Source organism: Bacteroidota bacterium, from assembly GCA_016722375.1.
Lineage (GTDB): Bacteria > Bacteroidota > Bacteroidia > Chitinophagales > LD1 > Bog-950.
In genome coordinates this window covers 1-25,344 of record JADKJG010000013.1, presented here as the reverse complement: position 1 = coordinate 25,344, position 25,344 = coordinate 1, and the positions used below count along the sequence as shown (strand labels likewise).

Sequence of the window (25,344 nt, the reverse complement as noted above, 5' to 3'; positions counted from 1 at the left end):
TTACACTTTTGAAAAGAATTTTACTTCTCCCGCCTTACAATCCTCAATCAACTTGTCCATTTTTTCGGGAGTTAAAAACTCATGATAAAAATCGCCCAACTGCAACATCGGAGCGTAACCACAGGCTCCTAGACACTCCGTAGCTTTTACTGAAAACATTCCGTCATCAGTCACTTGCCCTTCTTTTACCCCGAGTTTGTTCATCGTGTATTCCATCAAATCTTCTGATCCTCGAATAGCGCAGCAACTTGTTCTGCAAAATTCAAACATGTATTTGCCAACTGGTTTTTGGTTATACATCGTATAGAAAGTCACCACTTCATACACCTCAATAGGTTGGATGTTGAGCAAGGCAGCAATTTTATCCATCACCGGTATGCTGAGCCAGTTTTTATGTTCATCCTGAACCTCATGAAGCACCGTAAGCAAAGCGCTCTTATGTTTCCCTTCGGGGAAATGAGATTTTAACTCGTCAATACGCTTCAGCAATTTGTCGCTGAACTTGATTTCTTCTTTTATAACTTCTGCTAATGCCATTTTCTAAATCTTACGAATCCAATTCTCCAGCAATTACATTCATCGAACTCAGTATTACAATTGCATCACTCAACAAGTGTCCCACGGTCATTTCGGTGAAGGCCTGATAATAAATAAAACATGGTCTGCGGAAATGCAAACGATATGGAACGCGACTTCCATCACTGATCAAATAGAATCCTAACTCACCATTACCGCCTTCTACCGAATGATATACTTCGCCTACTGGCACCGGTACCTCACCCATTACAATCTTAAAGTGATAAATCAGCGCCTCCATACTGGTATAAACATCTTCTTTAGGCGGCAGGTAATAATCCGGCACATCAGCATGATAAGGCCCTTCGGGCATCTTATCAATTGCTTGTTGTATGATGCGCAAACTTTGCCATACTTCTGCATTGCGCACACAATAGCGGTCATAAGTATCGCCGCTTTTCCCCACGGGAATATCAAAATCAAAATCCTGATAACTGCTATAAGGAGAAGCGATACGAACATCATAGTCCACCCCTGCTGCGCGCAGGTTTGGACCGGTGAATCCATAAGAAATAGCTCTTTCGGCACTAATCGCCCCCACGTTCACACAACGATCCATAAAGATTCTGTTACGGGTAACCAAATCCTCAAACTCTTTGAATGCCGCCGGGAAATCTTTCATAAATGTATCCAACTTACGAAAGGCTGCCGAACTCAAATCTCTTTCCAATCCACCCATGCGACCCATATTGGTCGTAAGACGAGCGCCGCATAGTTCTTCATAGATTTCATAAATCTTCTCCCGATATTGAAAGACATAGAGAAAACCTGTGAAAGCACCGGTATCAACCGCTAGGATTGAATTACAAATCAAATGATCTGCAATACGCGCCAGTTCCATCATAATGACCCGGATATATTGTGCGCGCTTTGGCACTTCTATTCCAAGTAACTTCTCCACAGTCAACCACCATCCCATGTTGTTGATAGGGGAAGAACAATAATTCATTCTATCAGTAAGTGGAGTGATTTGATAGAAAGGGCGGTTCTCTGCAATCTTTTCAAATGCACGGTGTATGTAACCAATGGTTGGCTCTGCATCGAGGATTCTTTCACCGTCCATTAAGAGAACATTTTGAAAGATTCCGTGTGTAGCGGGATGCGTAGGCCCTAGATTCAGAATGTACAATTCACTGCCATCCTCACTCTCGCGTTGCTTGATCCGCTCCGCGTATTTTTCTTCGATTGTTTTTATTACTAAATCTGCCATTTCTTCACACTAATTCAAATTCACATTTTGCGGTTCTCTTCCGAAATACCGGTCATCCTTATCCGTCCGGTTTGCATCTTCCAAAGGGAACTCTTTGCGCATGGGGAAAGAAACCATTTCATCCATATTCAGGATTCTTCTTAAATCGGGATGGCCCATAAAGTTGAATCCATAAAAGTCATAAGTTTCTCTTTCCATCCAATTGGCTGTAAGAAACACGGTGGTGGCTGTCGCTATCTCAGGATTCTGTCCATTCAAATAAGTTTTGAATCGGATGCGGACATTATCTACCCAATTGTGCATGTGATAGACCACTGCAAATTGCCTTTCCACTTCAGCATCCGGGTAATGTACCCCACATAGAGTAGTGAGGAAATTAAAGCGAAGCGTTTCATCATCCCGAAGAAATTTCAACAACTCGATTGCATTACTTCTTTCTACTTCAAAGGTCATCATGCCAAAAGATTCGGTAAAATCTTTTACAGCTTCGCCGAAATGGGTAGTGATTCTCTCTTGTATTTCCTGATTGCTTAAAGCCACAGTTTCATTCAATTAATAAATAGTTATTCCATAAGTAGCCAGTAGCGCTTTATACTCGGGCGAATTTCTTCTTCTCATCGGCTCGTTCTTGACTAACTCCTGCAATTTCATTACGCCATCCAAAATCTGTTCCGGACGAGGAGGACATCCCGGCACATAAACATCAACCGGAATGATTTTGTCAATTCCCTGTAGAACCGAATACGTATCAAATATTCCTCCCGAAGTAGCGCAAGCCCCCACGGCCATCACCCAACGAGGCTCTGCCATTTGTTCATAGACCTGACGAAGGATTGGACCCATCTTCTTGGCTATGGTTCCCATCACCATCAACATGTCTGCCTGACGGGGCGAAAAACTGGGACGCTCTGAACCAAAACGCGCCAAGTCATAATGCGGAGCCATGGTCGCCATAAATTCAATCCCGCAACAAGAGGTAGCAAAAGGAAGCGGCCACAGGGACTTGGAGCGAGCCAATCCTACTACTTTATCTAACTGTGTGGCAAAAAAACCTTCCCCTTGTAAACCCTGAGGGGCTTCTGCCATCTTTATGCCTCCTTTAATTACTTCTGTCATTTTCAAAAATTACTTTATTCCCAATCTAAGGCACCCTTTTTTATCACATAAAAAAACCCAATCAAAAGCAAACCCATAAACATCAGCATTTTATAAAAACCTTCCGGCCCCATGCTTCTAAAATTAACGGCCCAAGGATACATAAATATCACTTCCACATCAAAGATGACAAACAGAATTGCTACTAAAAAATATTTAACGGAAAATGGGATTCGAGCGCTACCATATAGAGGAATGCCACACTCAAAGCTGGAGTTTTTGTTGGGCGAACTTCTGCGTGGGCCGACAAAATGCGAAAGAGCAATCATCCCGGCGATGAATACCGCCACGAATATAAATTGCATTGCTATAGGTAAATAATCAAGATTGGTACTCATAATCTTCTTTAAAGCGCCGCAAAAATAATCAGATAGGTGTTATTATTCACCGATTTGCCAACAAAATGTTCGGAATGATTAAAGGCGTATATTCAATTAGAATAAATCTGCCGTCTTATACCTTTATGCTTTAGGAACGCCATCCCCATTCCCGAAAGCAAATACTGCAAATCGTTTGTGGTTATCCATGCCTTTGGCATTAGTGAGGCTTGCTCTGTTATAAATATTGAAGGCTAAAACACCAAGCCAAGCGAAGAGAGCCTGATGGTGCAAAACCCCTGAAAAACCACGAAAACCATCCGAAACACGCCATTTCCATCAATTAAAGCTCGAAAGCATGTTTGCAAAAGTGTTTTGCTAATTTGCAAAGAGGTCAAGCAAATAGGAAAACAAGGCAAGCTAATAGGAAAAAGTGTTTTGCTAATTTGCAAAGAGGTCAAGCAAATAGGAAAACAAGGCAAGCTAATAGGAAGAAGTGTTTTGCTAATTTGCGAAAGAGTCAAGCAAATACGCTTTTCAGTGCTTTTGTTTAGAAAAGGACGAGCGGATGAAAAAAGAAACCCTCGGATATATATAGCAGCTAAGCTTGGCGCGTTTACAAACTTGCCAGCGGGGACTTAAGCATTTCGGGTTTTGCCAAGACGCCCGGGTTTACCTATTATATATGACACAGTTTATGAAACAGACTCGCAACAGGCACTGAAGCGTGGTGGCCATGGGCTTATTAAAATTGGCTTTAGCCATGATAATCGCCACTGAAAAGTAAGGTTTCGAACACTTATGGACACAGACTGCGCTCTGTGGGGGTGGGATAACAGCCGCCTAGCTATTAATAGAGGACTTGTGTAAACTACAAAGGTCTTAAAGACTTTTGTAGTCTTCGGCCCAAAAATCCTGTTTTCCGCTTTTGCGGCGTAGGAAATGCAAATTCCAGAAAAAAAATGCTTTTACAAAAAATTTGCACCGTTTCTGAGATAGAAAGTGCAAACGCGCCGTAGAAACGGCAAATTCTCGGTAGAAAGTGCAAACGCAAGGTAGAAAGTGCAAACAGGGTGAAAAAGCGCAAATCTGTCCATTTATAAGGACTCTGTTCTCTGGTTAGAAAAATCTTTGAAAGAACTTTGTGTTTCCAGTAAAGTCTATAGAACTTGATGAAGAGCGCTGCACTGTGGCAGGTTTAGGGGCTGAATATAAGCCCGACGCTCTCGATTCTTCCAAAATATTTTAAATAGATCGGGAGGGGCGCGCCATTCTTTGTAAAAAAAATCCGGCAGATAGGCTCTGAAAATACTTTCGGTGTCAAATCATGGAAGGATTTATTAAAATCGCACTTGGTTTATGCTTAGGAAAAAGAAAAAGGATAATTCGCTGAAACTGAAGTGGATGCAGCAATTTTTCTCTATTGCGGGGAGTATTGCGCCTTTAGCCACGGTGAATATTTTGGCGAAGTTGTTTTTCACACCCAGCAAGCGGGTGCTGAAACCTGCGGAGATCACGCTGCGGCGCAAAGCGCGTATTTTTAATATTGAAGTGGATGAGTTCCGCAATCCGAAAAATAAATTGAAGCTGTCTTGTTATAGTTGGGGCCGAGGAAAGAAGACTATTCTGTTGGCTCATGGATGGGAAGGAAGGGCTTTGGATTATTACCGAATTATTCCCGCGCTGGTGGAAAGAGGCTATCGAGTCATTGGGTTTGACAGTCCGGGGCATGGTAGTTCGGAAGGCGAGCGGAGTAATATGGTGGATTTTAAGGAGGTGATGTATCAGTTGGTTAAGAATAAAATCGGGGTGCCTTATGCTATCATCGCTCATTCTATGGGGGCGGGCGCGGCGGCGTTTATGTTGGTGGAGCATGACATCAGGGTAGAGAAATTTGTGGCGATCACTATTCCGACGGTGTCGAGGAAGTTTTTTGAAAATGTATTGTCTATGATGAAGGTGCCGGACAAAATGCAGCAGGCGTTTTTTGCGGGCATGTCTGAGCAGTACGGGGAGGACATAGATCATTATAATCTCGTGGAGCGATCGGAGCCGATCAAGGCAAACGATATGCTGATTATTTATGACGCGCAGGATGAGGTGATCAACCCAAAAGACACCCGCGAGTTTCTTGCTCGCCATCCGGAAATCAAAGGAGTGGAGATGAGCGGTATAGGCCATTATGGATTGTTGCGAAACAAGCATGTGATAGACTTGGTCATTGATTTTATTGATGATAAGTAGCTGCCAGCTATAGTGTTGCCATCTTAAATATTTTGCTAAAAAGTTTAAATCGGTTATTTTGGACACCAATTTTAAGATTATGAGAAGAATTATATTAGCTGTTATTGTGTTTCTGTCTGCATTTAGCGCAAACGCAACGCATATTATTGGGGGATACATGTCGTACCGCTTTATTTCAGGAACTACTTATGAGGTAAAACTGACGGTCTATCGGGATTGTAGTGTCTCTACGGGGTTTGATAATCCTGCCGCTGTTGGTCTTTATAATGCCAGTACTAATACGCTGGTGCAGTCTCTGTCTTTTTATACACCGGTAATTACTCGGATTCAGAGCCCGAACGATCCCTGTTTGCAAATCACCAATATTGCCTGTGTGGAACAGGCTGTTTATACCGTTACACTGACGCTTCCTTCGGCCACTACTCCTTATTTGATTGTGCATCAGCGTTGCTGCCGCAATAGTACCATTACAAATATTACCAATCCGGGAGCAGTGGGCGAAACGTTCTCTGCCTATATACCAGCCACTACGCCTCTTCAGAACTCAAGCCCTACTTATAATAACCTGCCGCCAATTTACGTGTGTGTCAATTTGCCGCTGAGTTATGACCATTCTGCAACGGATATTGACGGCGATGAGTTGCGGTATAGTTTGTGTGCTCCTTATACAGGGGCATCTGCGTTGAACCCGGCGCCTTCGACTCCATCTGCACCGCCTTATACGAACGTGAACTGGCGAGCGCCCTATTCGGCAAGCAACCCAATGGGCGGAGTGCCTTTGACCATTGACAGCCTTACCGGAGAATTGACCGGAAGGCCATCTACGGTTGGGCAGTTTGTAGTCGGCGTGTGTGTATCCGAATACCGTAACGGGCAGTTAATAGGCACCTATCTCAGAGATTTTCAGTTTAATGTGACCCAATGTAATGTGCCGATTGCCAGTATCCCTACTACAGGTACAGACCCTTCGACTGGGGTTGGCATTTATTCATCTGAGTGCAAAAACTTTACCATCAATTTTAAGAACAACAGTTTCAATCCTCCGCCGACCACTATTGGCTTAGATTATCAATGGGATTTTGGAGTGCCCGGTATTGATTCTGATACGTCCACTTTATCTTTTCCGAGTTATACATATACTGATACCGGCATTTATAAGGTTCGTTTGGTGATTAGGAAAGGGGGCGGGGCTTCTTTCTGTACCGATACTACGTATGCTTTAGTACGTATTTTCCCCACACTAACGGTTGATTTTCAGACCAAAGACACCTGCGCCAATGTAGCGACTCCATTTTTGGATTTGAGCCAAACCTCTTACGGTACCCTTGCTAATTGGAATTGGAGTTTTGGGGATGGAGGAACGTCCACCCTGCAAAATCCGACACATGCTTACGCTTCATCGGGAACTTATAATGTCCGCTTAGTTACCGAAACTTCGGTTGGTTGCCGTGATACGATGCTCAAGCAAATCAATATTTACGTTACTGCCAGCGCTGATTTTACGTTTGATACGGTATGCTTAGGTCAACCGACTCATTTTAATACTGCATCAGGAGCTAATAACTATTCGTGGGATTTTGGCAGCGGAGTAACGAGCAGCAATCAAAACCCGACGCATATCTATACCGCTTCAGGAAACAATCCGGTTAGTTTAGTAACTGTTTCCACAAATGGATGCAAAGATTCGGTTTCGAAAATCGTTCCGGTTAATCCTTTACCAGTCATTAATGCGACGGGCGATACCACGGTTTGTTTTGATTCCCCGGTGCAGCTTTTTGCCACAGGCGGTGTTAGTTATGTTTGGACACCCTCTGCAGGTCTAAGCGATTCAAGTATTGCTAACCCTACCGTGACCATTATTACCTCTACTCCGACGAGCTACACCGTCAGCGTAACCGACGTCAATCAATGTTCTAACCAAAAAAGTCTGACCATTTCTGTTCGTCCACCAGTGGATGCCGGTCCTGATGCGGCAATATGTTCATCCCCTACCTTCCCAGGAGAAAACACCCAATTGCAGGCCATTGGGGGAGTGAGCTATCAATGGAGTCCGGCTACCGGCCTCTCCAGTACAAGCATTGCCGATCCGGTAGCTAATCCTTTGGTTCCACACTTTACTCGGTGACCGGACAGATGCTTTTGGCTGTGTTTCTGTGGATTCAGTTTTAGTAGGAGTTGGTCTTTATCCAGTGCCAGATATTAGTGCGGATACAACTATTTGCGTAGACGGAACGGTACAACTTAGTGCCTCTGGTGGTGATGCATACTTTTGGACTCCAGCCGACAGTTTAACTTGTACTTTGTGTCATAATCCAATTGCTAATCCGGTATCATCAACGATTTATTATGTAACAGTTCGCGACACTGCTTCGGGCTGTGAAGTGATGGATAGTATTAGCATTTTGGTGGAAAATTTGGCTATATCACCTATCTTCATAGATACGTTATTGAACTCTGGTGAGACGGTCATGTTGGGTGTGAATTTAGAAGTCAGCGGTTCGTATTTGTATCTGTGGTCTCCTTCTGATTATTTAAACGACTCCACCATTGCCAATCCTATTTCTACCCCAGTCAGGGATGTAACCTATCAGGTGATAGTGACCGATGGTGTTTGTTCTGCCACTGCGTCTTTGATTGTTCGGGTGAATACCGAATTAGCTGTTCAAATTCCTTCGGCTTTCACTCCAAACGGGGATGGGAAAAACGATGACTTTTACCCGGTGTTTTTGAATAATTCGGGGACTGTAATTCATTTCAGGGTTTATAATCGTTATGGTCAGCTCATCCACAATTCCACTACTCCTTGGGATGGGAAATTCAAAGGGTCTGAACAACCTACGGGTACCTTTGTTTATTACATGACCATTCGTCTGAAAAATGAGGAGCAGCAGAATTATCAGGGTTCCGTTACGTTGGTCCGATAGGAAGTGATTTTTTCTAGGACGAGACAGAATGCTTTGAAGAAGAATAATGTCCCATAATTTAGATAACAATAGCCAGTTTCTTAATTTCAGGTCATGAAGATTCTTAGTTCGGAACAGGTGAGAGAGTTGGATCAATACAGCATAAAAAACGAGCCGATTTCATCTATCAACTTAATGGAACGAGCGGCGCTTAAGTTCGCCCAAGCGCTGCATAACGACCAAAATAATTCACACAAAATCTATGTTTTTTGTGGCATGGGAAACAATGGTGGGGACGGACTTGCGGTAGCCAGACTGTTGCTTTCTAAATATAATTATAACCTACAGGTGTATGTTGTTGGCCACATGAAGGAGGCAAGTCCTGATTTTCAAAAGAACGAAAAAAAAATGGAGGGCGTTCACTATATCAAAAATAAAGAGGACATTCCCCCTATTGAAAAGGACGCTTGTGTGATTGATGCCCTGTTCGGCACCGGTCTTTCGCGCCCGGTGGAGGGTATTGTCGCTTCTGTCATTCAGGCGATAAATCAATCTGGCGCCTATGTCTATTCCATAGATATGCCCTCAGGTCTTTATTGCGATCAGCAGAATGAATCGCGCGATGCCATCATTCAAGCCGACAAGGTTTATACCTTTCATGCTCCTAAACTTTCGTTCTTTTTCCCCTCTAATGGAAACTATGTCCGAAGTTTCGAAATATTGGACATTGGACTGAACCAAGAGTTTGAAAAGAACTTGAATAGCGACTATTCCTTCATCACGGTTGATATGCCCCGTCAATTTTTAAAAAAACGTGAAAAATTCTCGCATAAAGGAAGCTATGGCCACGCACTGATAGCCGCCGGAAGCATGGGCAAGATGGGCGCTGCTATCCTTGCCTTAAAAGGGGCGCAGCGCAGCGGTGCCGGTTTTGGTATCTGCCTATGTTCCTGGGTTTGGTTATTCTATTGTTCAGTCGCAAGTGCCCGAAGCGATGCTGGCAGTTGCAGAAGTAGCACAAACGGACTTCTCTATCTTGAAGGGAAAATCAACCCTGTCCGTTGATGATTATAGCGCCATTGGTGTTGGCCCCGGCATCGGAACAGATAAATCAACAGCACTTTGGCTGGAATCTCTTTTTGATTTATGTAAAAGCCCCCTGGTGTTGGATGCAGATGCATTAAATATCATTGCCGAAAGACCAACGCTGCTGAAAAAAATCCCCGCACAATCTATACTTACCCCTCATCCTGGAGAGTTTAAAAGATTAGTAGGAGCATGGAAGAACGACTTGGAAAAAATTCAAAAACAATTGGAGTTTTCTGCCAACCATGATTTGGTGGTAGTATTAAAAGGCGCGAACACATCCATCTCTACCCCTAATGGAAAATTATATTTCAATTCAACCGGCAATCCGGGAATGGCGAAAGGGGGAAGTGGCGATGTGTTGACCGGAGTGCTTACCTCTATCTTGGCACAGGGCTATACCTCGGAACAATCGGCCATTTTAGCAGTCTATGTGCATGGTCTGGCGGGAGATATAGCCTGCCGACATCTAGGTGAAATAGCTATGAATGCAGAAGATATCATTCATTATCTTCCGCAGGCTTTTAAAGTTCTTGCCAGTTCAAAATAATTATTCCTTTAGCACCCACTCCTCTAATTGATCGGCTATTTTCCGATCGTTTATCAAGCGAGGCACCTTGTTTTGACCACCGAGCTTACCTTGGCTTTTCATATAGTTAGCAAAAGCATTGGGCAGAAGAGGCCTGACTTTGAGCTGTTGCACTACATTTCCCTTCCGAAGATCGAAGTAGTAGGGATTTTTTTCTTGCAGAAACTTATCCATCATCTTAGCAAACTCTTGAAGTTGAATTGGAGGCTTACTAAATTCAATAAACCATTCATGAAATGGTTGTTCACCGGTTGGGCTGACGTTTGGAGCCACCGTAAATTCTGTAACCCCCACATGAAATGTGCGCATGGCAAAAAGCAGAGCCTGCTCCACCTCTTCGCCAATCACATGTTCGCCAAATGCAGAGATGAAATGTTTGACCCGACCGGTAACTATAATACGGTAAGGATTGATGGAGGTAAATTTGATTGTATCACCCAATTCATAAGCCCAAAGACCGGCATTTGTTGTCAGGATGATAGCATAGTTGACATCCAACTCCACTTCATCAAGCGCAATTCTCTGTGGTTGATCGCGAAATATTTCTTCCGCTTTAATGAACTCATAAAATATACCACCGTTCACATTCAGCAATAGACCAGGTGCTGTTTGTGAATCCTGAAAGGCGATAAAACCTTCGCTGGCTGGGTAGGTCTCGACCGTCGGGATGGCTTCACCAATCAATGTTTCAATCCGGTTCCGGTAAGGTTCATAATTGACACCGCCGTGAGCAAACAATCTAAAGTCTGGAAAAATATCTTTGATAAACTCCTTCCCCGACAATTCTCTCAACTTCTCAAAATACATAACCACCCACGGGGGAATGCCGCTGATGAGACTCATCCTTTCCATTAGAGTTTCTTTTGCAATGGCTTCTATCTTTTCTTCCCAATCCGAAATACAGTTTGTTGTATAAGAAGGCATGCGGTTGGCATGGAGCCAAGTTGGCACATGATTATAAGCGATACCACTCAGCCTTCCGGTGGGTATTTTTCCGTATTTCTCTAATTCAGGAGAGCCTTGAAGAAAAATCATTTTATGGTCAAAGAAATCAGCATGACCGGTCTCCGATATATACATCATGAGTGCATTGCGAGCCGCCGTAATCATCGCACTGATTTGATTACTGGTAACAGGTATGTATTTTGTGCCCGAAGTAGTGCCGGATGATTTGCAGAAATACAAAGGGAGGCCTTTCCATAAAACATCCTTTTTGCCATCAGCAATTAGCTCAATGTAGTTCTTCAGCGATTCATAGTCGCAAATCTTTAAGGATTGACGATAATCTTCATAAGATTTGATTTCATCAAAGCGATGTTCCTTTCCGAAATCCGTTTGAGCAGCTTGGTGGAGAAAAGATTTAAGGAGCTTGTGCTGGATATTCAGTGCCTTCTTTTGATCCTTATAAATCGAAGTTGCAACAAAAGAAGCGATTGTCTTAGCGACAATTGATTTCACACCCATCTGACAAATATATAGATGTTCGGAACGCCTGAAAATAAATGAGCCTTACTTAATGTCTTTTAGTCTGACCGGGGTAACTCCAACCTTTTTGCAAACAGCCGCAGCAGCTTTATTGGCAAGTTGGGCAATCTCTTTCATGCTATACTTTTGTGCAAACGCGAGGGATGCAATGCTGATAGCTGTATCTCCGGCGCCACACACATCTGCTGCTTGGATTGTTTTAGCAGGGACAATGAATGATGTGCCGTCGCTCTTGAAACAAAAGACACCATAAGCACCCAAGGTAACCATCAGATTTTTAAACCGATTTTTTCTTCGCAGTTCTTCTGCACCGCTTCGCAAGCTGTCAATATTTCTATGGTTTAAGCGGTAACCAATGGCTTCGGAAAATTCACGAAGGTTGGGTTTAAACAAATCTACGTTCTGGTATTCAAAGAAGTTGCGCTCCTTAGGATCTACCGCAACGGGTATTCCGTTTTTAGTGGCATGCAGTAAAATATGTTTGATTAAATATTTAGTCAACACGCCCTTATTGTAATCTTGAAGAATGATGATGTTGATTTTTTCCTTGTCCAATATCTTTTTGAATTCCTTCACCATTAATGTCTCCTGCGGAGATTCCAGATCATCTATTTCTTCTTCATCAAACCGAACCACCTGTTTGTCTTCATCAAACACTCTCGTCTTTAATGTGGTGACTCTACCTTTATGTTGCAGGAGATGTTTTGTATTGACCCCGCGAACGCGTAACATGTTTATAAGCAAAGTAGCTGTGGTATCTCGACCCACCATAGATAATAGCAAAGGATTGCCTCCTAATTCATGAATATTTAACGCTACATTGGCAGCACCACCAGGTCGTGATTCTTTAGAAGCAATTTCAACAACCGGTACCGGAGCCTCGGGGGAGATGCGATTGACCTCACCAAACAAGTAATAATCCAACATCACATCGCCGATGATTAGGACATTCACACCGGAAAAATCTAGTTTTGTTTTGGCCATAGTAAAGCAGGTGATATTAAAATAGGAACGACTAAAGAATTAGGTAAGTTTTATAAAGGCTGCCTTCATGCGCTTGCAGGCCTCCCTGAGTTTTGTTTCGGAGGTGGCATAAGAAAGGCGAATACAGTTTCTATCTCCGAAAGATTCACCACTCACCAAAGCAACCTTTGCTTCGCTTAGAAGATACAGAGATATGTCTTCAGGGGTTTTCATAATGTTTCCATCAAAACCTTTTCCGAAATAAGCACTTACATCTGGGAAGAAGTAGAAAGCCCCTTCCGGAAAGTTGACCTTTAGCCCCGGAATTTCTTTCAACAATGTATAGACCATATCCCGTCGCTTTTGAAACTCTTCCTTCATCTTGAAGGTGGGGGCCAAATCAGATGAAATAGCTGCTTCGCCTGCCTTCTGTGCAATAGAGCAAGTTCCCGACGTAAATTGTCCTTGCATTTTATCGCAAGCCTGAGCAATCCATTTGGGAGCGCCGATATATCCCAATCGCCATCCGGTCATGGCAAAACCTTTGCTAAAACCATTCACAGTGATGACCTGCTCTTTAATTTCAGAAAATTCAGCCAAACTATGATGTCTTTCGCCCGTGAAATTGATATACTCATAAATCTCATCTGCAATCACATACACGTTTGGATATTTCTGCAATACCCCCGCTATTTCTCCTAACTCTTTTTTAGAATAAACTGAACCGGTAGGATTGCAGGGCGAAGAGAAAATAACCAATTTGGTTTTGGGAGTGATATACTTTTCAAACTCCTTAGCAGTCACTTTGAAGTTCGTTTCAATCGTAGTAGGAATTTCAATAATAGAGGCTTCCGACAATTGAGCAATCGCCGCATAGCTTACCCAATATGGCGCAGGGAGTAGGATCTCCTCTCCGGGATTGACCAAACTGAGAACCACATTGGCAATAGATTGTTTCGCACCGGTAGAAACGACAATCTCCTCCGGACTATAATCCAAATTGTTATCTCTTTTAAACTTCAATGAAATCGCTTTGCGAAGTTCCAGATAACCAGATACCGATGTATATTTTGTAAACCCTTGATCAATAGCGTCCTTGGCGGCATTTTTAATATGCTGTGGTGTATCAAAATCTGGTTCACCTAGGCTGAGGTCAATGATGTCTTGCCCCTGTGCTTTTAGTTCACGACTGATTTTAGCCATTTTCAAAGTAGCAGACTCCTGCATATTCAATATGCGGTTCGATAGTGGCTTCATAGCGGTATTTATTTGATTGGTCACAGGCCGCTAAAATAATCTTGCTAATCTAATCTCTATCAAAAAAATTCTAAACCCGTAGTGCCTGCAACTGGCAACATAAATTCATCTTCTTATTTTTGAGACATGAGAACAGTTATATTGGTAGGAATCGGAAGTTTTTTTGGCGGTGCTGCCCGGTTTATAATTCAACAATTGGTTCAGAGCAAATGGTCACATGCTTTCCCCTTTGGAACGCTGGCAGTGAATATCGCCGGATGTTTTATAATTGGAATAGTTTTCTCTTTCGGGTTGAAAGGATTTGTCAATAATGACTGGCGATTATTTCTCGCAACCGGAATTTGCGGAGGGTTCACTACTTTCTCTGCTTTCTCTATCGAAAGCATTACCTTTTTCCGCGCTGGGGAATGGTTTTATGGTTTGACTTACATAACTGTCAGTATTTTGTTCGGTCTTTTAGCGACCTTCGCCGGTATGTTACTTATCAAGGTTATTTGATTCAGAAAGTGAATGGTTCGGTATAACATTTTTGACCTTTCGCGCCGGAGGATACTGGTTCTCCTTTCAACGGTGTTCCTATTCGGATTTGGCATCTGGTTTCTTAACCATACCTTTCCTCATGATAATGTTTGGGGAAGGTTTTATACGGAAACTCGGATGGGTAGAATATTTTGTGAAAAGACAGATATGAGCAAAGTGGTTCGCCAACCCACCAATACCTTCAGCAATTTTATTTATTGGATTAGTGCCATTGCTATTCTTCGGCGCGGATGGAAAGACCAGAGCAACCGAAAACGCTATAACATGATTTCCGCCAATCCGTTTTATAGCATTGCCTTTGGAGGAATTCTACTTTACATTTTCTTTGCCAGTACGCTCTTTCATTCTTCGCTCACCAAATTTTCAAGCACGCTTGACTTCTCTGCCGTCTATTCTCTCACTCTTTTCCCCTTTATGTATTTCACCCACCGAGTTTGGCTTTTAAGCATTGGGTTACCTTCTAATGCCAGGCACGCAAAAAGTACCTTCACGGTGATTATTGTTTTTACTACACTATATCTTCTGCTTACTTTCTTTTTGCCAACGGAGTGGCGGCATCCGGCCGTAGTGGGTATTATACTGATGATGATTGTTGCCGCAATCATTGTGGAACGAAAAGATCCGGGCAAAACCAACCACCGGTATCTGGCTATTTGTGTCGGCTCCATTTTGATTGCCCTCATGTGGTATGCTTTTGACCAGCGAAAGTTGATGTGCAATCCCGACGGCTATATCCAGCCCCACTCTTTGTGGCACGTTTTCAGTGGGATTTCAGCTTTCTATTTCTACATGTATATACGAAGTGAGAAGAACAGGATTTAGAGAGTGGCGTCCCTATCTTCCAATCGTTTGAATGGATTGCGATACACGTATTCCTTGGGTTGAAGAAACCGGGCGAGGAAAGGAGTAAAAAACAAATTGAACAGCGGAGAGAGATGTTTCACATAGGCATAGTTATGGGTTGGCACCGCCCCAATAGTACTTTTGATTTCAGGGGCTGTTCTTCCGAAATGCAATTGAGAAACACCCTGTCTGATTCCCAAATCAAGCATATCATAAATCATTCTTTGATAGAGATGGCAAGGACGATTTGTTTCTGGTTCCATACCGCAGTAATGAATTTCCATTTTTTGACCAAAATGGTAGCTGGAAATAAAACCGATTAACTGCCCTTCTCTGAAATAGCCATACAAATGATAGTTTGTAGGGAAAATATCTTTCTGTAGCGAAAAGAATCCTTTACTAAGAATGGCCAGTTTAAATTGAGAATGAACCATCACCTGATTGTAGAGGTGATACAGACGATCCCGATATTTTTCAAAATCCTCCTGCTGAAATTCACGACAAATGATGCCTTCCTGTGCGGTGGTTCTATAAACCTTTCGGGCGCGAACACGATACTTGGATGATAAAGCCTGAAGATAATCATCAAAACTTTTCCATTCTTTTGGAATAGTCATGCTCATGTCGGCTTCTGCCTTCACTTCATGATAGGAACAGTGGTTAAAGTCAATATCAAATTCGGAATGGGGCAAGGACAACTCGGATATTAGAATAATACGAATATCTGTATGCCTTTTCACCACCTTCTCTGCCGCTTGCCGAAGGAGATTGGCGCAGGTTGCCTTGTCTAATCCGGGACGAAAATAGATTCCATTTTCACCGGTCATAAAAATATTACCACTCACCAACAGTTTCATATCCATGAGTTTCACCATAGGGCCAAGCCCCAAGGCAAGAATCTTGTTAAACAATCTTTTTCCGTACGAATCCCCTCCGGTAGGAATAAAATGTGCTAAGCCCTCTCCGCCAAAGTGTACCGACTGGAAATAGACCGCTCCGACAGGTTTCTCATCCTGTAGAATTAGTAAATAATGAAAGCCAAGTTTACCTCGTTCACTTTGTTCCAGAGAAAGCAAATATTCCCGATGCATGAGAACGTTTTCCTCCGGCACCACTTTGCCCCAAAGTTCTACCGGAACTTCAAGGATAGTATCATACAGGCAAAAATCAAATGAAGAGATAGCTACCTTTTCTCTCGATAGCGTTTTCGGAGATGTCGAGATGGTTTCCAGAGAGGTAATTTTATGGCTAAAGCCCACAACTTTGGATTTCTTTATACAATCCTCTGTTAGACGTTTTGAATAATAAAAAATTTCACGTCCGATATCTCTTTGTGGCTAAAACTTGGCGCGAAGGTGCGTTTTATAAGTTGATATTGCGCAACATAAAATTCATTCCAACTTCCCTCCCACCCGCAATAGTCATACAATTTCGTTTTACCGCTAAAAGATTCAACATACCTTTTTATCCTTTTCACTTTGGGTCCATTCCGATTGGCATATTGCCCTTGACCATTTGTCTATTGTCCTTGGACATTTGACAAGTTATATCGTCCAAAGTCCAAAACGGCAAAACCTCCGGGTCCTTCGTTGAGGATGATATGAAGGAATCTCTGGCTCATATCCCTGTTTGGAAAGCAAGTACAGCAATTCTTGTAGTACCAATTCAAAAATTGCGCACCTGCGCAGAAAATGGAATATCCTCTAGCCTATACCGACCAATAGGAAGCAGAAACAACTTGTGGCTTACTGTCAAAACAACAGCCAATTTGACCAGAAAGTATCTGTTCAAGATTAACCCTATTTCAGAATCAAGTCATTTCTCGCATTCGGGATTTTAAATTTATCGGGCGATAGGCGATAGACAAAAAATCCAGTAGCAAACCCGATGCGCACAAATCCGTAGCGGTCGTACATGTAAATGTTATAAGGATCCTGTCCGTAATAACCGCCTGCCAGCATGACCGACATATTGGGGCTACCTGGAAAGCGATACATGATAGCCAGTTCGAGGTTGATTCGTCTGCCGAAGGTACCCGACTGTGGACCTGTAAATTTGTCTAAAATAAGATTGATGGTTCCAGTGAAGCGGAATAGCTCGACCAGTTGCTGTTCGCGGAGAGCAGCAAATTTTTTTCTACCAACCTTAATTTTCTCAATATAGCGGCCCAGGACAATGGTGCCAAATTTCATATTGAGACGCACATTCCCGAAGCGATGCTTCATACCTTCGTCTATTCCAAAAATGTGATGTTCGATTTCAATCCTACTATTAGTTTGGAAGGTGAGCTTTTGGTGTTGAAAACTTTGCCCGTAGGCAAAGCCCAAGGTGTAATAGTTAGTGGCAAAGCTTCCGTTTTTAGTGTTCATCAGGAACGGCGCAGTCCCTGAGCTGTCTAGGGTAGGCCCATCTTGACCATTGGAATGATGAAATAAGGAACCGACGAAAGAAAGCAAGTGCGTAGAATCGTTTAATAACCTGCAATAGACAGTGAAGCCCGGATTGTAACTGGGAGTGCGCACGGGATGGGAAGTTCCGAGCATGATGCGTGCGCTCACTCTAGGTTCGAAGGCGACGGACACTCTTGACCATTTGGTCGCCAACACCTGGAAGTAGGGTGTTAGCCGAAGAGTGGACAAATAGTACCTAGGACCCAAGGCATCGCAATAAGGAGCTGTGATCCAGCTCACCTCAGAAAAAGACCGGTAGTTATCGAGGTATTGTAGATTTAATTGGCGATTCGCATAGATGCGCTGTATTCTTGCAAACGTCGTGTCGGACGAAGACCGTTGCGCTGATAGAAGAGAGGAGAAGCAGGTAAGGAAAAGAATCAAAAAAAGATTTCTGAAACACGCCGGGTAGAAAATAATTAATTGCATCATTAATAAAGTGCGGTTAAAAAGAAGTCCAGGTAAAGGTATGGTTTACTTCCATCATCTGGGGCGCTGGCTGCGCCTACAATTGTTCGGAAGATGACATAATTATACCTCGATAAGAATATTAGCTTCTAATCTAGCCGCATTTTTCCGGAGGAATACATTCTCGCAGATACCGCAAAGTAACTGAGAACGCAGAGAAAATAAAGCGAATAAATTCAATACTCTTGTTTTGCAACAAATTCATTCACCCTCCATAAGCCCGTGATTATCACCTCTTAACACCTTCTGGCTTTATCTTTTTTTACTTTGCCGCCCTTATGGCGAAAAACATTATATGGCTTCTGCTGCTTTCCGTGGTGGTAGTGAAAGCGCAACAAGTAGTTCAGCCCGATGCTTCTCAAATTATTCAGGCTTTGAAAAAACTGAACACCGTCGGTTCAGTATTATATATTGCTGCACATCCCGACGATGAGAATACCCGCTTGCTCTCCTATCTGGCCAGCGAAAAAAAACTGCGCACCGGCTATCTCTCTATCACCCGCGGTGATGGAGGTCAGAATTTGATAGGGAAAGAACAAGGAGATTTATTGGGATTGATTCGAACGCAGGAATTACTGGCTGCCCGGAGGATAGACGGCGCCGAACAATTCTTTACCCGAGCCAATGACTTTGGCTATTCAAAGAACCCCGAAGAAACGCTTAAGTTTTGGAATCATGATAGCATCTTGGGAGATATGGTTCGTATCATCCGCCAGTTCAAACCCGATGTGATTATCTGCCGTTTTCCCACCACCGGCGAAGGGGGTCATGGACATCATACGGCATCGGCCATCTTGGCTTCCGAGGCCTTTGAGGCGGCGGCAATGCCGGATCGTTTCCCCGAGCAATTAAAGGATTTGACCATTTGGGAAACCAAATATCTATACTGGAATACCTTCAACTTTGGAGGGAAAAACACTACTTCCGAAGACCAGATTAAAGTTGATGTAGGAGTGTATAACCCACTCTTAGGCAAGAGTTATGGCGAGATTGCTGCCGAGAGCCGTTCGATGCACAAAAGCCAGGGATTTGGTTCGGCAAAAACCAGAGGAACCTCGCTGGAATATTTCAAACAGATCAAAGGAAAGACGGTCAACTCCTTGTTTGAAAACATTGACCAAAGCTGGAATCGTTTGGAAGGAGGTCGCGAGATAGAGACGAGCATCAGCGCTTGCATCGCAAAATACAATCCCCAATCTCCCGAAAAAATTCTTCCCGAACTGACAGCCATTTATCGGCAAATTCAGGCTCTGCCATTAAACAAAAAGGAGTCCCCTAACTGGAAACAGCAAAAGATGAAAGAAACCGAATCGCTCATCGTCGCTTGCGCTGGTTTATGGATGGAGGCTTATCCGGCGGACTATATCGGGGTTCCCGGAAAAGAATTAGAAATCACCGCACAGATGGTGAACCGAAATGGCAGTAAAGTGAAGCTCAATAAAATCACTTTCCCTTGGAAAACAGACAGCCTTACTAAGTTGGAGTTAAAGGCTGATGAACTGCTTTCATGGAAACAATCGGTGAAGATTCCCGCCAATACTGCCTATTCCAATCCCTATTGGTTGAATAAAAAGCATGAGATAGGCATCTATCAAGTACCCGATGTTTCATTAATTGGCCGACCGGAAAACGATTTCGCTGCCAAGGTGATTTTTGAAATAGAAATAGACGGGCTGGTTTTGAACATAGAAAGAGGTCTTACCTATAAATATACCGACCCCGTGAAGGGAGAGGTTTACCGCCCCTTCGAAATTCTTCCTCCTGCAACCGTGAACATGGCCGAAAAGGTTTTGTTGTTTGGAGATAATAAACCAAAGACCGTACAGTTTACCATCAAGGCAAATACCGCTGATGTTCATGGAGCTTTAGAAATAAGGGCGAGCGATGGTTGGAAAGTAGAAATGAAAAGCAAGGAATTCCATCTGAAAGAGAAAGGAGAAGAGGTGGTTCTCGAAGCAAATATTATCCCTGCTTCGGCAAAGAGCGAGGGAACATTGAGCGCGTCTTTGCAGATATTCGGCGAGGACGTAGCAGGAGTTTATACAAAAAGCATTGCGCGCATTGAATACGACCATATACCCTACCAATTTATCCTCAGCGATGCAGAGATGAGGTTAGTCAAGGCGGATTTGAAAATTGCCGGAACCCATATCGGATATATTCCCGGTGCCGGTGATGACATTCCTGCCTGTCTCAAGCAAGTGGGTTATGACGTAACCATGCTCGACGATAACGCGCTGACTCATGAATCTCTATCCGGCTTTGATGCCATCGTGACCGGCATCCGGGCATACAACACAAACGAACGCCTTCAGGCGCATTATGAAAAGTTGATGGCCTATATAAAACAAGGCGGCAATCTGATTGTGCAATACAACACCAATAACCGATTCGGACCCATCCTTTCAAAGATTGGCCCCTATCCTTTCACCATCTCCCGCGACCGGGTCACAGACGAAACCGCAGAAGTCAAGATGACCAACGCCTTGCATCCTGTCTTGAATTTCCCGAATAAAATCTCCGAAGATGATTTCAAGGGATGGATTCAAGAGCGAGGATCTATTTTGCCAGCGAGCGCGATAGCGCCTATCAAACCGTCCTTTCCATGCACGACCCTAATGAAAAACCGATGGACGGAAGCCTGATTACCGCAAAATTCGGCAAGGGAAACTTTGTTTACACCGGCTTGGTTTTCTTCCGCGAATTGCCCGCCGGAGTTCCCGGTGCCTATCGCTTATTTGCCAACCTGCTCAGCCTTCCGCCGAATGACCGATAATTCCCCAGAGGAACAAAAACCGCCATTTCTTGGCGAATGGAGAAATGTTTATGCCTTGGTGCTGATTGTTTTGATAGCGGTCATCTTGCTTTTGTATGGCTTCACCAAATACTTTGAATGAGCACGCCCGACTGGATTGTTCTCTTTCTCACCTTGGCGACCATTGTGTTTTACGGAGTATGGAAAAGCCGTCATACACGAAACATCAGCGGCTTTCTGCTGGCCGATAAAAAACTCCCTTGGTATCATGTCGGCCTTTCCGTCATGGCCACACAGGCCAGCGCCATCACTTTCCTTTCTGCACCCGGCCTGGCCTATAGCGATGGAGTTCGCTTCGTGCAGTTCTACTTTGGTCTGCCCTTGGCTATGATTGTCATTTGCACCAGCTTCATCCCCGTATTCAAAAATCTCAACGTTTATACCGCCTATGAATATCTCGAAAAGCGTTTTGATTTAAAAACCCGAACCCTCACCTCCTCGCTCTTTCTCTTGCAGCGCGGCGTCTCTACCGGCATCACCATCTATGCACCTTCCATTGTCCTCTCCACCATTTTGGGCGTTAGCATCACCTACCCCACCCTATTCATCGGTGGCGTGGTCATTCTCTATACCGTCTATGGAGGAACCAAGGCCGTTTCCTACACCCAAATGCTGCAAATGAGCATCATCTTTACCGGGCTGATTGTCGCCGCCTTCATGGTCGTCCACCTCTTGCCCCAGCAGGTCGGCTTCCTCGATGCACTTCACATTGCCGGAAAAATGGGCAAGCTCAACGCCATTGACACCACCTTCGATCTAAACAACCGCTACAACGTCTGGTCCGGCATCATCGGCGGCTTCTTCCTCCAACTATCCTATTTCGGAACCGACCAATCGCAGGTAGGAAGATACCTCACCGGCAGTTCCGTTTCTCAAAGCCGCTTGGGTTTAATCATGAATGGCCTCGTCAAAATCCCCATGCAGTTTTTCATCCTGCTCATCGGCACCCTCGTCTTCACCTTCTACCAGTTTCATCAGCCGCCCCTGTTCTTCAATAAAGTAGAACTCGACCGCATTGAAAACAGCACCTACCAGAAAGAATATAAATCCCTCGAAGCCGACTTCAACCAAACCCATGCCCAAAAGACTTTGCTCGTCACCGATTTGCTCCATGCTATGGACAGCAAGGACGACCAAGCAGTGGATGCCGTACAAACACAACTAAAAACAGCCTATACCAAAGAAGAATCCATCCGCAAAGATGTCACCAAGCTGATGATAAAAAACGACCCCGCCGCCGACATCAACGACACCAACTACATCTTCCTCAGCTTCGTCATGAACTACCTCCCCGTGGGCCTCGTCGGCATCCTCATCGCCATCATCTTCCTCGCCGCTATGGGCTCCACAGCGGGCGGCCTCAACTCCCTCGCCTCCACCACCACCGTAGATTTCTACAAACGCCTCATCAATAAACACGGCATAGAAAAAACCGACCTCTCCGCCTCCCGCTGGACCACCGTCGGCTGGGGCCTCTTCTGCGTCCTCGTCGCCCTCTACGCCGGCAAACTTGGCAACCTCATCGAAGCCGTCAACATCCTCGGCTCCCTCTTCTACGGCACCATCCTCGGCATCTTCCTCACCGCCTTCTACCTCAAAAAGTCCGCGGCACCGCCGTCTTCTACGCCGCCCTCATCGCCGAAACCTTCATCGTCTTCGCCTGGCTCACCGACCTCACCGCCTTCCTCTGGCTCAACCTCATCGGCTGCCTCCTCGTCATGCTCCTTTCCCTGATTCTCCAAAAACTGCTGAAACCAGACAAGGAAATACCAACGGCGTAAGTTTTATCATTTGGGCGCGCCCCCAATCCCGGCCAAAGCGCCGGGATTGGCGTCAGGCTTTCGGCTATATCTTTTTCGACTCGCTTATTATGAAAGGATGAAAAAGGATGCCGCCTCTATCCTTCGCGCTTGCCCGCCATATTTTAGCTTTTCCCTAAACGCAAGAGGGCGGGCTCAGCCCTCCAATCAAAAAGTCATCATTACGCTTCATGCTCCTCCACCTCCGTCTTTTTCTGCTTCCGCAGAAAAATCCACCTCCGCTAGCCCTTTAGGTTTGTTTTTGTAATTTAAACTTATTAAACAAGCTGACCACCAACTGTAGGGAACTCTTCCGCCAGCAGAGTCTCCCTTTGCGAAGCATTGGGGACTCTGCGCTAAGCTAGTTTTGTGCTTTCATTCACGCAGAGTCCCGAAACGGAGACTCTGCGGTGGGGAAATAAGCTACATTAAGCTGTTCGAGTTTTTAAGAAACCCCTTCGCTTCTTACGACCTTTTATCCACCAAACCAATTCAACAACCTCAATTATTCCCGACGTAATCTGACGGAGAGGGGGGAGGTTGGTTTCAGAATAAATTAAACTGAAGCATCGCTTCATTGTGCAAGCATGGCTGAAATATCCCTTTCAACAGTTTTACCGGACAGTACTGCAATAGAACCGTTTTTCTATGCATTTTAACAAGAAAAGCACCTAAAGTGAGCCACAGGCTATTTCAAAAGGCTGAAATAATAAGTACTCTTTCTCAAAAAGTACATACTATTTGGCTGGGAGTACATACCCTTCACCAAAAAGTACATACTTTTTGGCTGGGGGTACATATCATTTGGCCAGAAGTACATACTATTTGGCTGGGAGTACATACCCTTCACCAAATAGTACATACTTTTCGGCTGGGAGTACATAACATTTGCCGTGCGCTACATAACATTTGGCTGGGAGTACATACTTTTTGGCACGGAGTACATACCTTTGACCAAATAGTACATACTATTTGGCAGAGAGTACATACCTTTTAGCCAGAGATACATACTTTTGGGTGAGGGATACATAACTTTTTGCAAAGAATACATACCAATTAGCTGGTGCAACTTCACCTTTCAAGTCCTTTCAACCCCCGCCACCGATTGATTCATCTTTTTTTTGTAGGTGATTGTCCTCCTTCAGGAGAACCTAACCCGCATTTTTTGTGGAAGGAAAGACGTGATAGAAAATAGCCTCTGTGTCTTACAAATTTTTATTTGCTTTCAATCCTCAAAGCCAACTGTTGACCACCATACGTTTATTGCCCAGAAAGGCAAATAGAGGATGATGGCTTGGTCTGCCTCGTTTAGTTGGATTGTAGCCGATGTGATTGCCTTCTTGCTTTCCATAGCAAGGGATAGCCGTTGAATCTAATGTAAGCGCATAATTGTCAAACCGCAACTGCTCAAAGAACCATTGTTGTATGGCAGGAAAAACTTCGTTATTGATGCCTTGATTAAATTTTTTGAAGAAGCGTTTGTAAGAGGTATTGCTCGGGAGCTGTTTCCACCCGAATATTTTCTTCAGCGTATCATCCAATCGCAACACATGAGTCACATGAGTATGAGAAAATTTGTAACATCCTAACCAAACAGATAGCAGGACGCTCTCTACAATGTCCTCAACTTCATATCGGTTATTACTAGTGCTCTTCGGTATAGGTAATGTCTGAATGAACTGCCGAATCTTTATCTTTTCAGAGAATTGTTGCCTCATCGAAAAGCCACCCCAAGCCGTGACTTAAGCATCGCTGTATTCAATGGAATAGTTGCTGTTTTTCATGTAATTTTTGCTTACATCAAATAAATAACTCTTTTCCCTCTGTCAAATACAACTTTATTAACGGCTACTGTCTATTTATGGTTTAAAATAAATCTCCTTGCTCTCCTTTCTTCTTGGCCTTGGGGCTTACTTCCAGTTCTATGGTCGTGCCTATCTTCACCTCCTTGGGCAGCTCTTCGGCCTTGATTTCCTCGGCCACTTTTCCCGTAACGCTGTGCTGCGTCAGGCGGTTGCCGAGCGCCTTCCAACCCTTCACGTCTATCATCTTGCTCAGGCTCACCTCCTCTTCCGATTTGTCCTTGCTTTTGCCCTTCAGGACGTTGAACTTCACCCACACTTCGTTGCGCGAAGAAAACACAGCCAGTTTGGAATCTTTATGCTCCGTAACAATCGAAGACTTCAGCTTCTCGGTCTTCAACTCCACGTGGAAGCGCTTGACGTAATACTCCTTGTTGTTGCCGTCATAATAAACCGCACTGTACACCTGCTCCGGCTCAAATTTTTCTACCGTCAAAATTTCATCCAGTTCATATTTATTGGTCAATTCAAAATTGGTCAACTCCACGTTGCCATCTTTAAAGGCCACAATAATCTGGTCGCCCGTGTTGAACTCGCCGAGGTAATAGCTCTTGTCCTTCTCCTCGCTCACCAACCTTCCAAATTTCTCATCAAACCAAAGTTTGATACCACCTATAGATGATTTGCCCTTTTCCAACAAATCCATTTTGCGCACCGGAAACTTGGTGAGGATGTTTCCATTCGCTCCGCGTCCTTTGATTTCAAGCGTTCCGAAATCAAATTCAAATTCCTTAATCCTTGCCGTAGAATTTGGATGCAGTTGCACCTTCACCCGCTCCGAT

The 25,344-nt window shown here is 44.0% G+C and carries 18 protein-coding genes and 3 pseudogenes; 9 read left to right on the top strand and 12 right to left on the bottom strand.

The window, feature by feature from the left end:
- Genes IPP77_15485 through IPP77_15465 form a run of 5 tightly spaced genes read right to left on the bottom strand, consistent with a single transcriptional unit; the run spans window position 1 to window position 3,279 of the window.
- The gene (locus IPP77_15485; protein MBL0311009.1) at window positions 1–537 is read right to left on the bottom strand and encodes an NAD(P)H-dependent oxidoreductase subunit E; all 537 of its coding nucleotides are present in this window, start codon (window positions 535–537) and stop codon (window positions 1–3) included.
- A gap of 10 nt (window positions 538–547) precedes the next feature.
- Window positions 548–1,786, bottom strand: a complete 1,239-nt coding sequence (locus IPP77_15480) for an NADH-quinone oxidoreductase subunit D (protein ID MBL0311008.1) — start codon at window positions 1,784–1,786, stop codon at window positions 548–550.
- A gap of 9 nt (window positions 1,787–1,795) precedes the next feature.
- Window positions 1,796–2,326, bottom strand: coding sequence for an NADH-quinone oxidoreductase subunit C (locus tag IPP77_15475; GenBank protein MBL0311007.1), 531 nt, complete (start codon window positions 2,324–2,326; stop codon window positions 1,796–1,798).
- 12 nt (window positions 2,327–2,338) lie between these two features.
- Window positions 2,339–2,872: an NADH-quinone oxidoreductase subunit B gene (locus IPP77_15470; protein MBL0311006.1), complete on the bottom strand. Its 534-nt coding sequence runs from the start codon at window positions 2,870–2,872 to the stop codon at window positions 2,339–2,341.
- A gap of 44 nt (window positions 2,873–2,916) precedes the next feature.
- On the bottom strand, window positions 2,917–3,279 hold the full coding sequence (locus IPP77_15465) for an NADH-quinone oxidoreductase subunit A (GenBank protein ID MBL0311005.1): 363 nt from the start codon (window positions 3,277–3,279) through the stop codon (window positions 2,917–2,919).
- A gap of 1,338 nt (window positions 3,280–4,617) precedes the next feature.
- Between IPP77_15465 and IPP77_15460 the strand changes: the two genes are divergently transcribed.
- The 5 genes from IPP77_15460 (at window position 4,618) to IPP77_15440 (ending at window position 10,041) form a co-directional block, all read left to right on the top strand.
- On the top strand, window positions 4,618–5,502 hold the full coding sequence (locus tag IPP77_15460) for an alpha/beta fold hydrolase (GenBank protein MBL0311004.1): 885 nt from the start codon (window positions 4,618–4,620) through the stop codon (window positions 5,500–5,502).
- Between the two features lie 79 nt (window positions 5,503–5,581).
- The gene (locus tag IPP77_15455) at window positions 5,582–7,627 is read left to right on the top strand and encodes a PKD domain-containing protein (protein ID MBL0311003.1); all 2,046 of its coding nucleotides are present in this window, start codon (window positions 5,582–5,584) and stop codon (window positions 7,625–7,627) included.
- 28 nt (window positions 7,628–7,655) lie between these two features.
- On the top strand, window positions 7,656–8,426 hold the full coding sequence (locus IPP77_15450; protein ID MBL0311002.1) for a gliding motility-associated C-terminal domain-containing protein: 771 nt from the start codon (window positions 7,656–7,658) through the stop codon (window positions 8,424–8,426).
- A gap of 93 nt (window positions 8,427–8,519) precedes the next feature.
- On the top strand, window positions 8,520–9,470 hold the full coding sequence (locus IPP77_15445) for an NAD(P)H-hydrate epimerase (protein ID MBL0311001.1): 951 nt from the start codon (window positions 8,520–8,522) through the stop codon (window positions 9,468–9,470).
- Complete coding sequence (locus IPP77_15440) at window positions 9,388–10,041, top strand: NAD(P)H-hydrate dehydratase (GenBank protein MBL0311000.1); 654 nt, start codon at window positions 9,388–9,390, stop codon at window positions 10,039–10,041. Before IPP77_15445 ends, IPP77_15440 begins: the two co-directional genes overlap by 83 nt.
- Here the strand turns inward: IPP77_15440 and IPP77_15435 are convergent, their stop codons facing one another.
- Genes IPP77_15435 through IPP77_15425 form a run of 3 tightly spaced genes read right to left on the bottom strand, consistent with a single transcriptional unit; the run spans window position 10,042 to window position 13,785 of the window.
- Window positions 10,042–11,544, bottom strand: a complete 1,503-nt coding sequence (locus tag IPP77_15435; protein MBL0310999.1) for a GH3 auxin-responsive promoter family protein — start codon at window positions 11,542–11,544, stop codon at window positions 10,042–10,044.
- A 45-nt stretch (window positions 11,545–11,589) separates the two neighbouring features.
- On the bottom strand, window positions 11,590–12,549 hold the full coding sequence (locus IPP77_15430; protein MBL0310998.1) for a carbohydrate kinase: 960 nt from the start codon (window positions 12,547–12,549) through the stop codon (window positions 11,590–11,592).
- Between the two features lie 39 nt (window positions 12,550–12,588).
- Entirely contained in the window at window positions 12,589–13,785 is a 1,197-nt protein-coding gene (locus IPP77_15425; GenBank protein MBL0310997.1) for a pyridoxal phosphate-dependent aminotransferase, read from the bottom strand.
- Between the two features lie 126 nt (window positions 13,786–13,911).
- Between IPP77_15425 and crcB the strand changes: the two genes are divergently transcribed.
- Both crcB and IPP77_15415 read left to right on the top strand, forming a co-directional pair.
- The gene (crcB, locus tag IPP77_15420; protein MBL0310996.1) at window positions 13,912–14,283 is read left to right on the top strand and encodes a fluoride efflux transporter CrcB; all 372 of its coding nucleotides are present in this window, start codon (window positions 13,912–13,914) and stop codon (window positions 14,281–14,283) included.
- A gap of 159 nt (window positions 14,284–14,442) precedes the next feature.
- Window positions 14,443–15,147 (top strand): ceramidase domain-containing protein, encoded by a 705-nt coding sequence (locus IPP77_15415; protein MBL0310995.1) that lies wholly within the window; start codon window positions 14,443–14,445, stop codon window positions 15,145–15,147.
- Here IPP77_15415 and IPP77_15410 read toward each other — a convergent pair.
- Together IPP77_15410 and IPP77_15405 are read right to left on the bottom strand one after the other, a co-directional pair.
- Window positions 15,144–16,427 (bottom strand): N-acetyltransferase, encoded by a 1,284-nt coding sequence (locus tag IPP77_15410; protein MBL0310994.1) that lies wholly within the window; start codon window positions 16,425–16,427, stop codon window positions 15,144–15,146. The genes IPP77_15415 and IPP77_15410 overlap by 4 nt on opposite strands.
- A gap of 540 nt (window positions 16,428–16,967) precedes the next feature.
- The gene (locus IPP77_15405; GenBank protein ID MBL0310993.1) at window positions 16,968–17,858 is read right to left on the bottom strand and encodes a hypothetical protein; all 891 of its coding nucleotides are present in this window, start codon (window positions 17,856–17,858) and stop codon (window positions 16,968–16,970) included.
- 506 nt (window positions 17,859–18,364) lie between these two features.
- Between IPP77_15405 and IPP77_15400 the strand changes: the two are divergent.
- Window positions 18,365–20,862 (top strand): annotated as a pseudogene (locus IPP77_15400) (PIG-L family deacetylase).
- A gap of 117 nt (window positions 20,863–20,979) precedes the next feature.
- Window positions 20,980–22,682 (top strand): annotated as a pseudogene (locus IPP77_15395) (sodium:solute symporter).
- 1,250 nt (window positions 22,683–23,932) lie between these two features.
- On the opposite strand, the pseudogene IPP77_15390 reads toward IPP77_15395, so the two are convergent.
- Together IPP77_15390 and IPP77_15385 are read right to left on the bottom strand one after the other, a co-directional pair.
- A pseudogene (locus tag IPP77_15390) lies at window positions 23,933–24,430 on the bottom strand (transposase).
- Window positions 24,431–24,566: 136 nt separating this feature from the next.
- A partial coding sequence (locus IPP77_15385) for a DNA gyrase/topoisomerase IV subunit A (GenBank protein MBL0310992.1) occupies window positions 24,567–25,344 on the bottom strand: 778 nt, incomplete at its 5' end.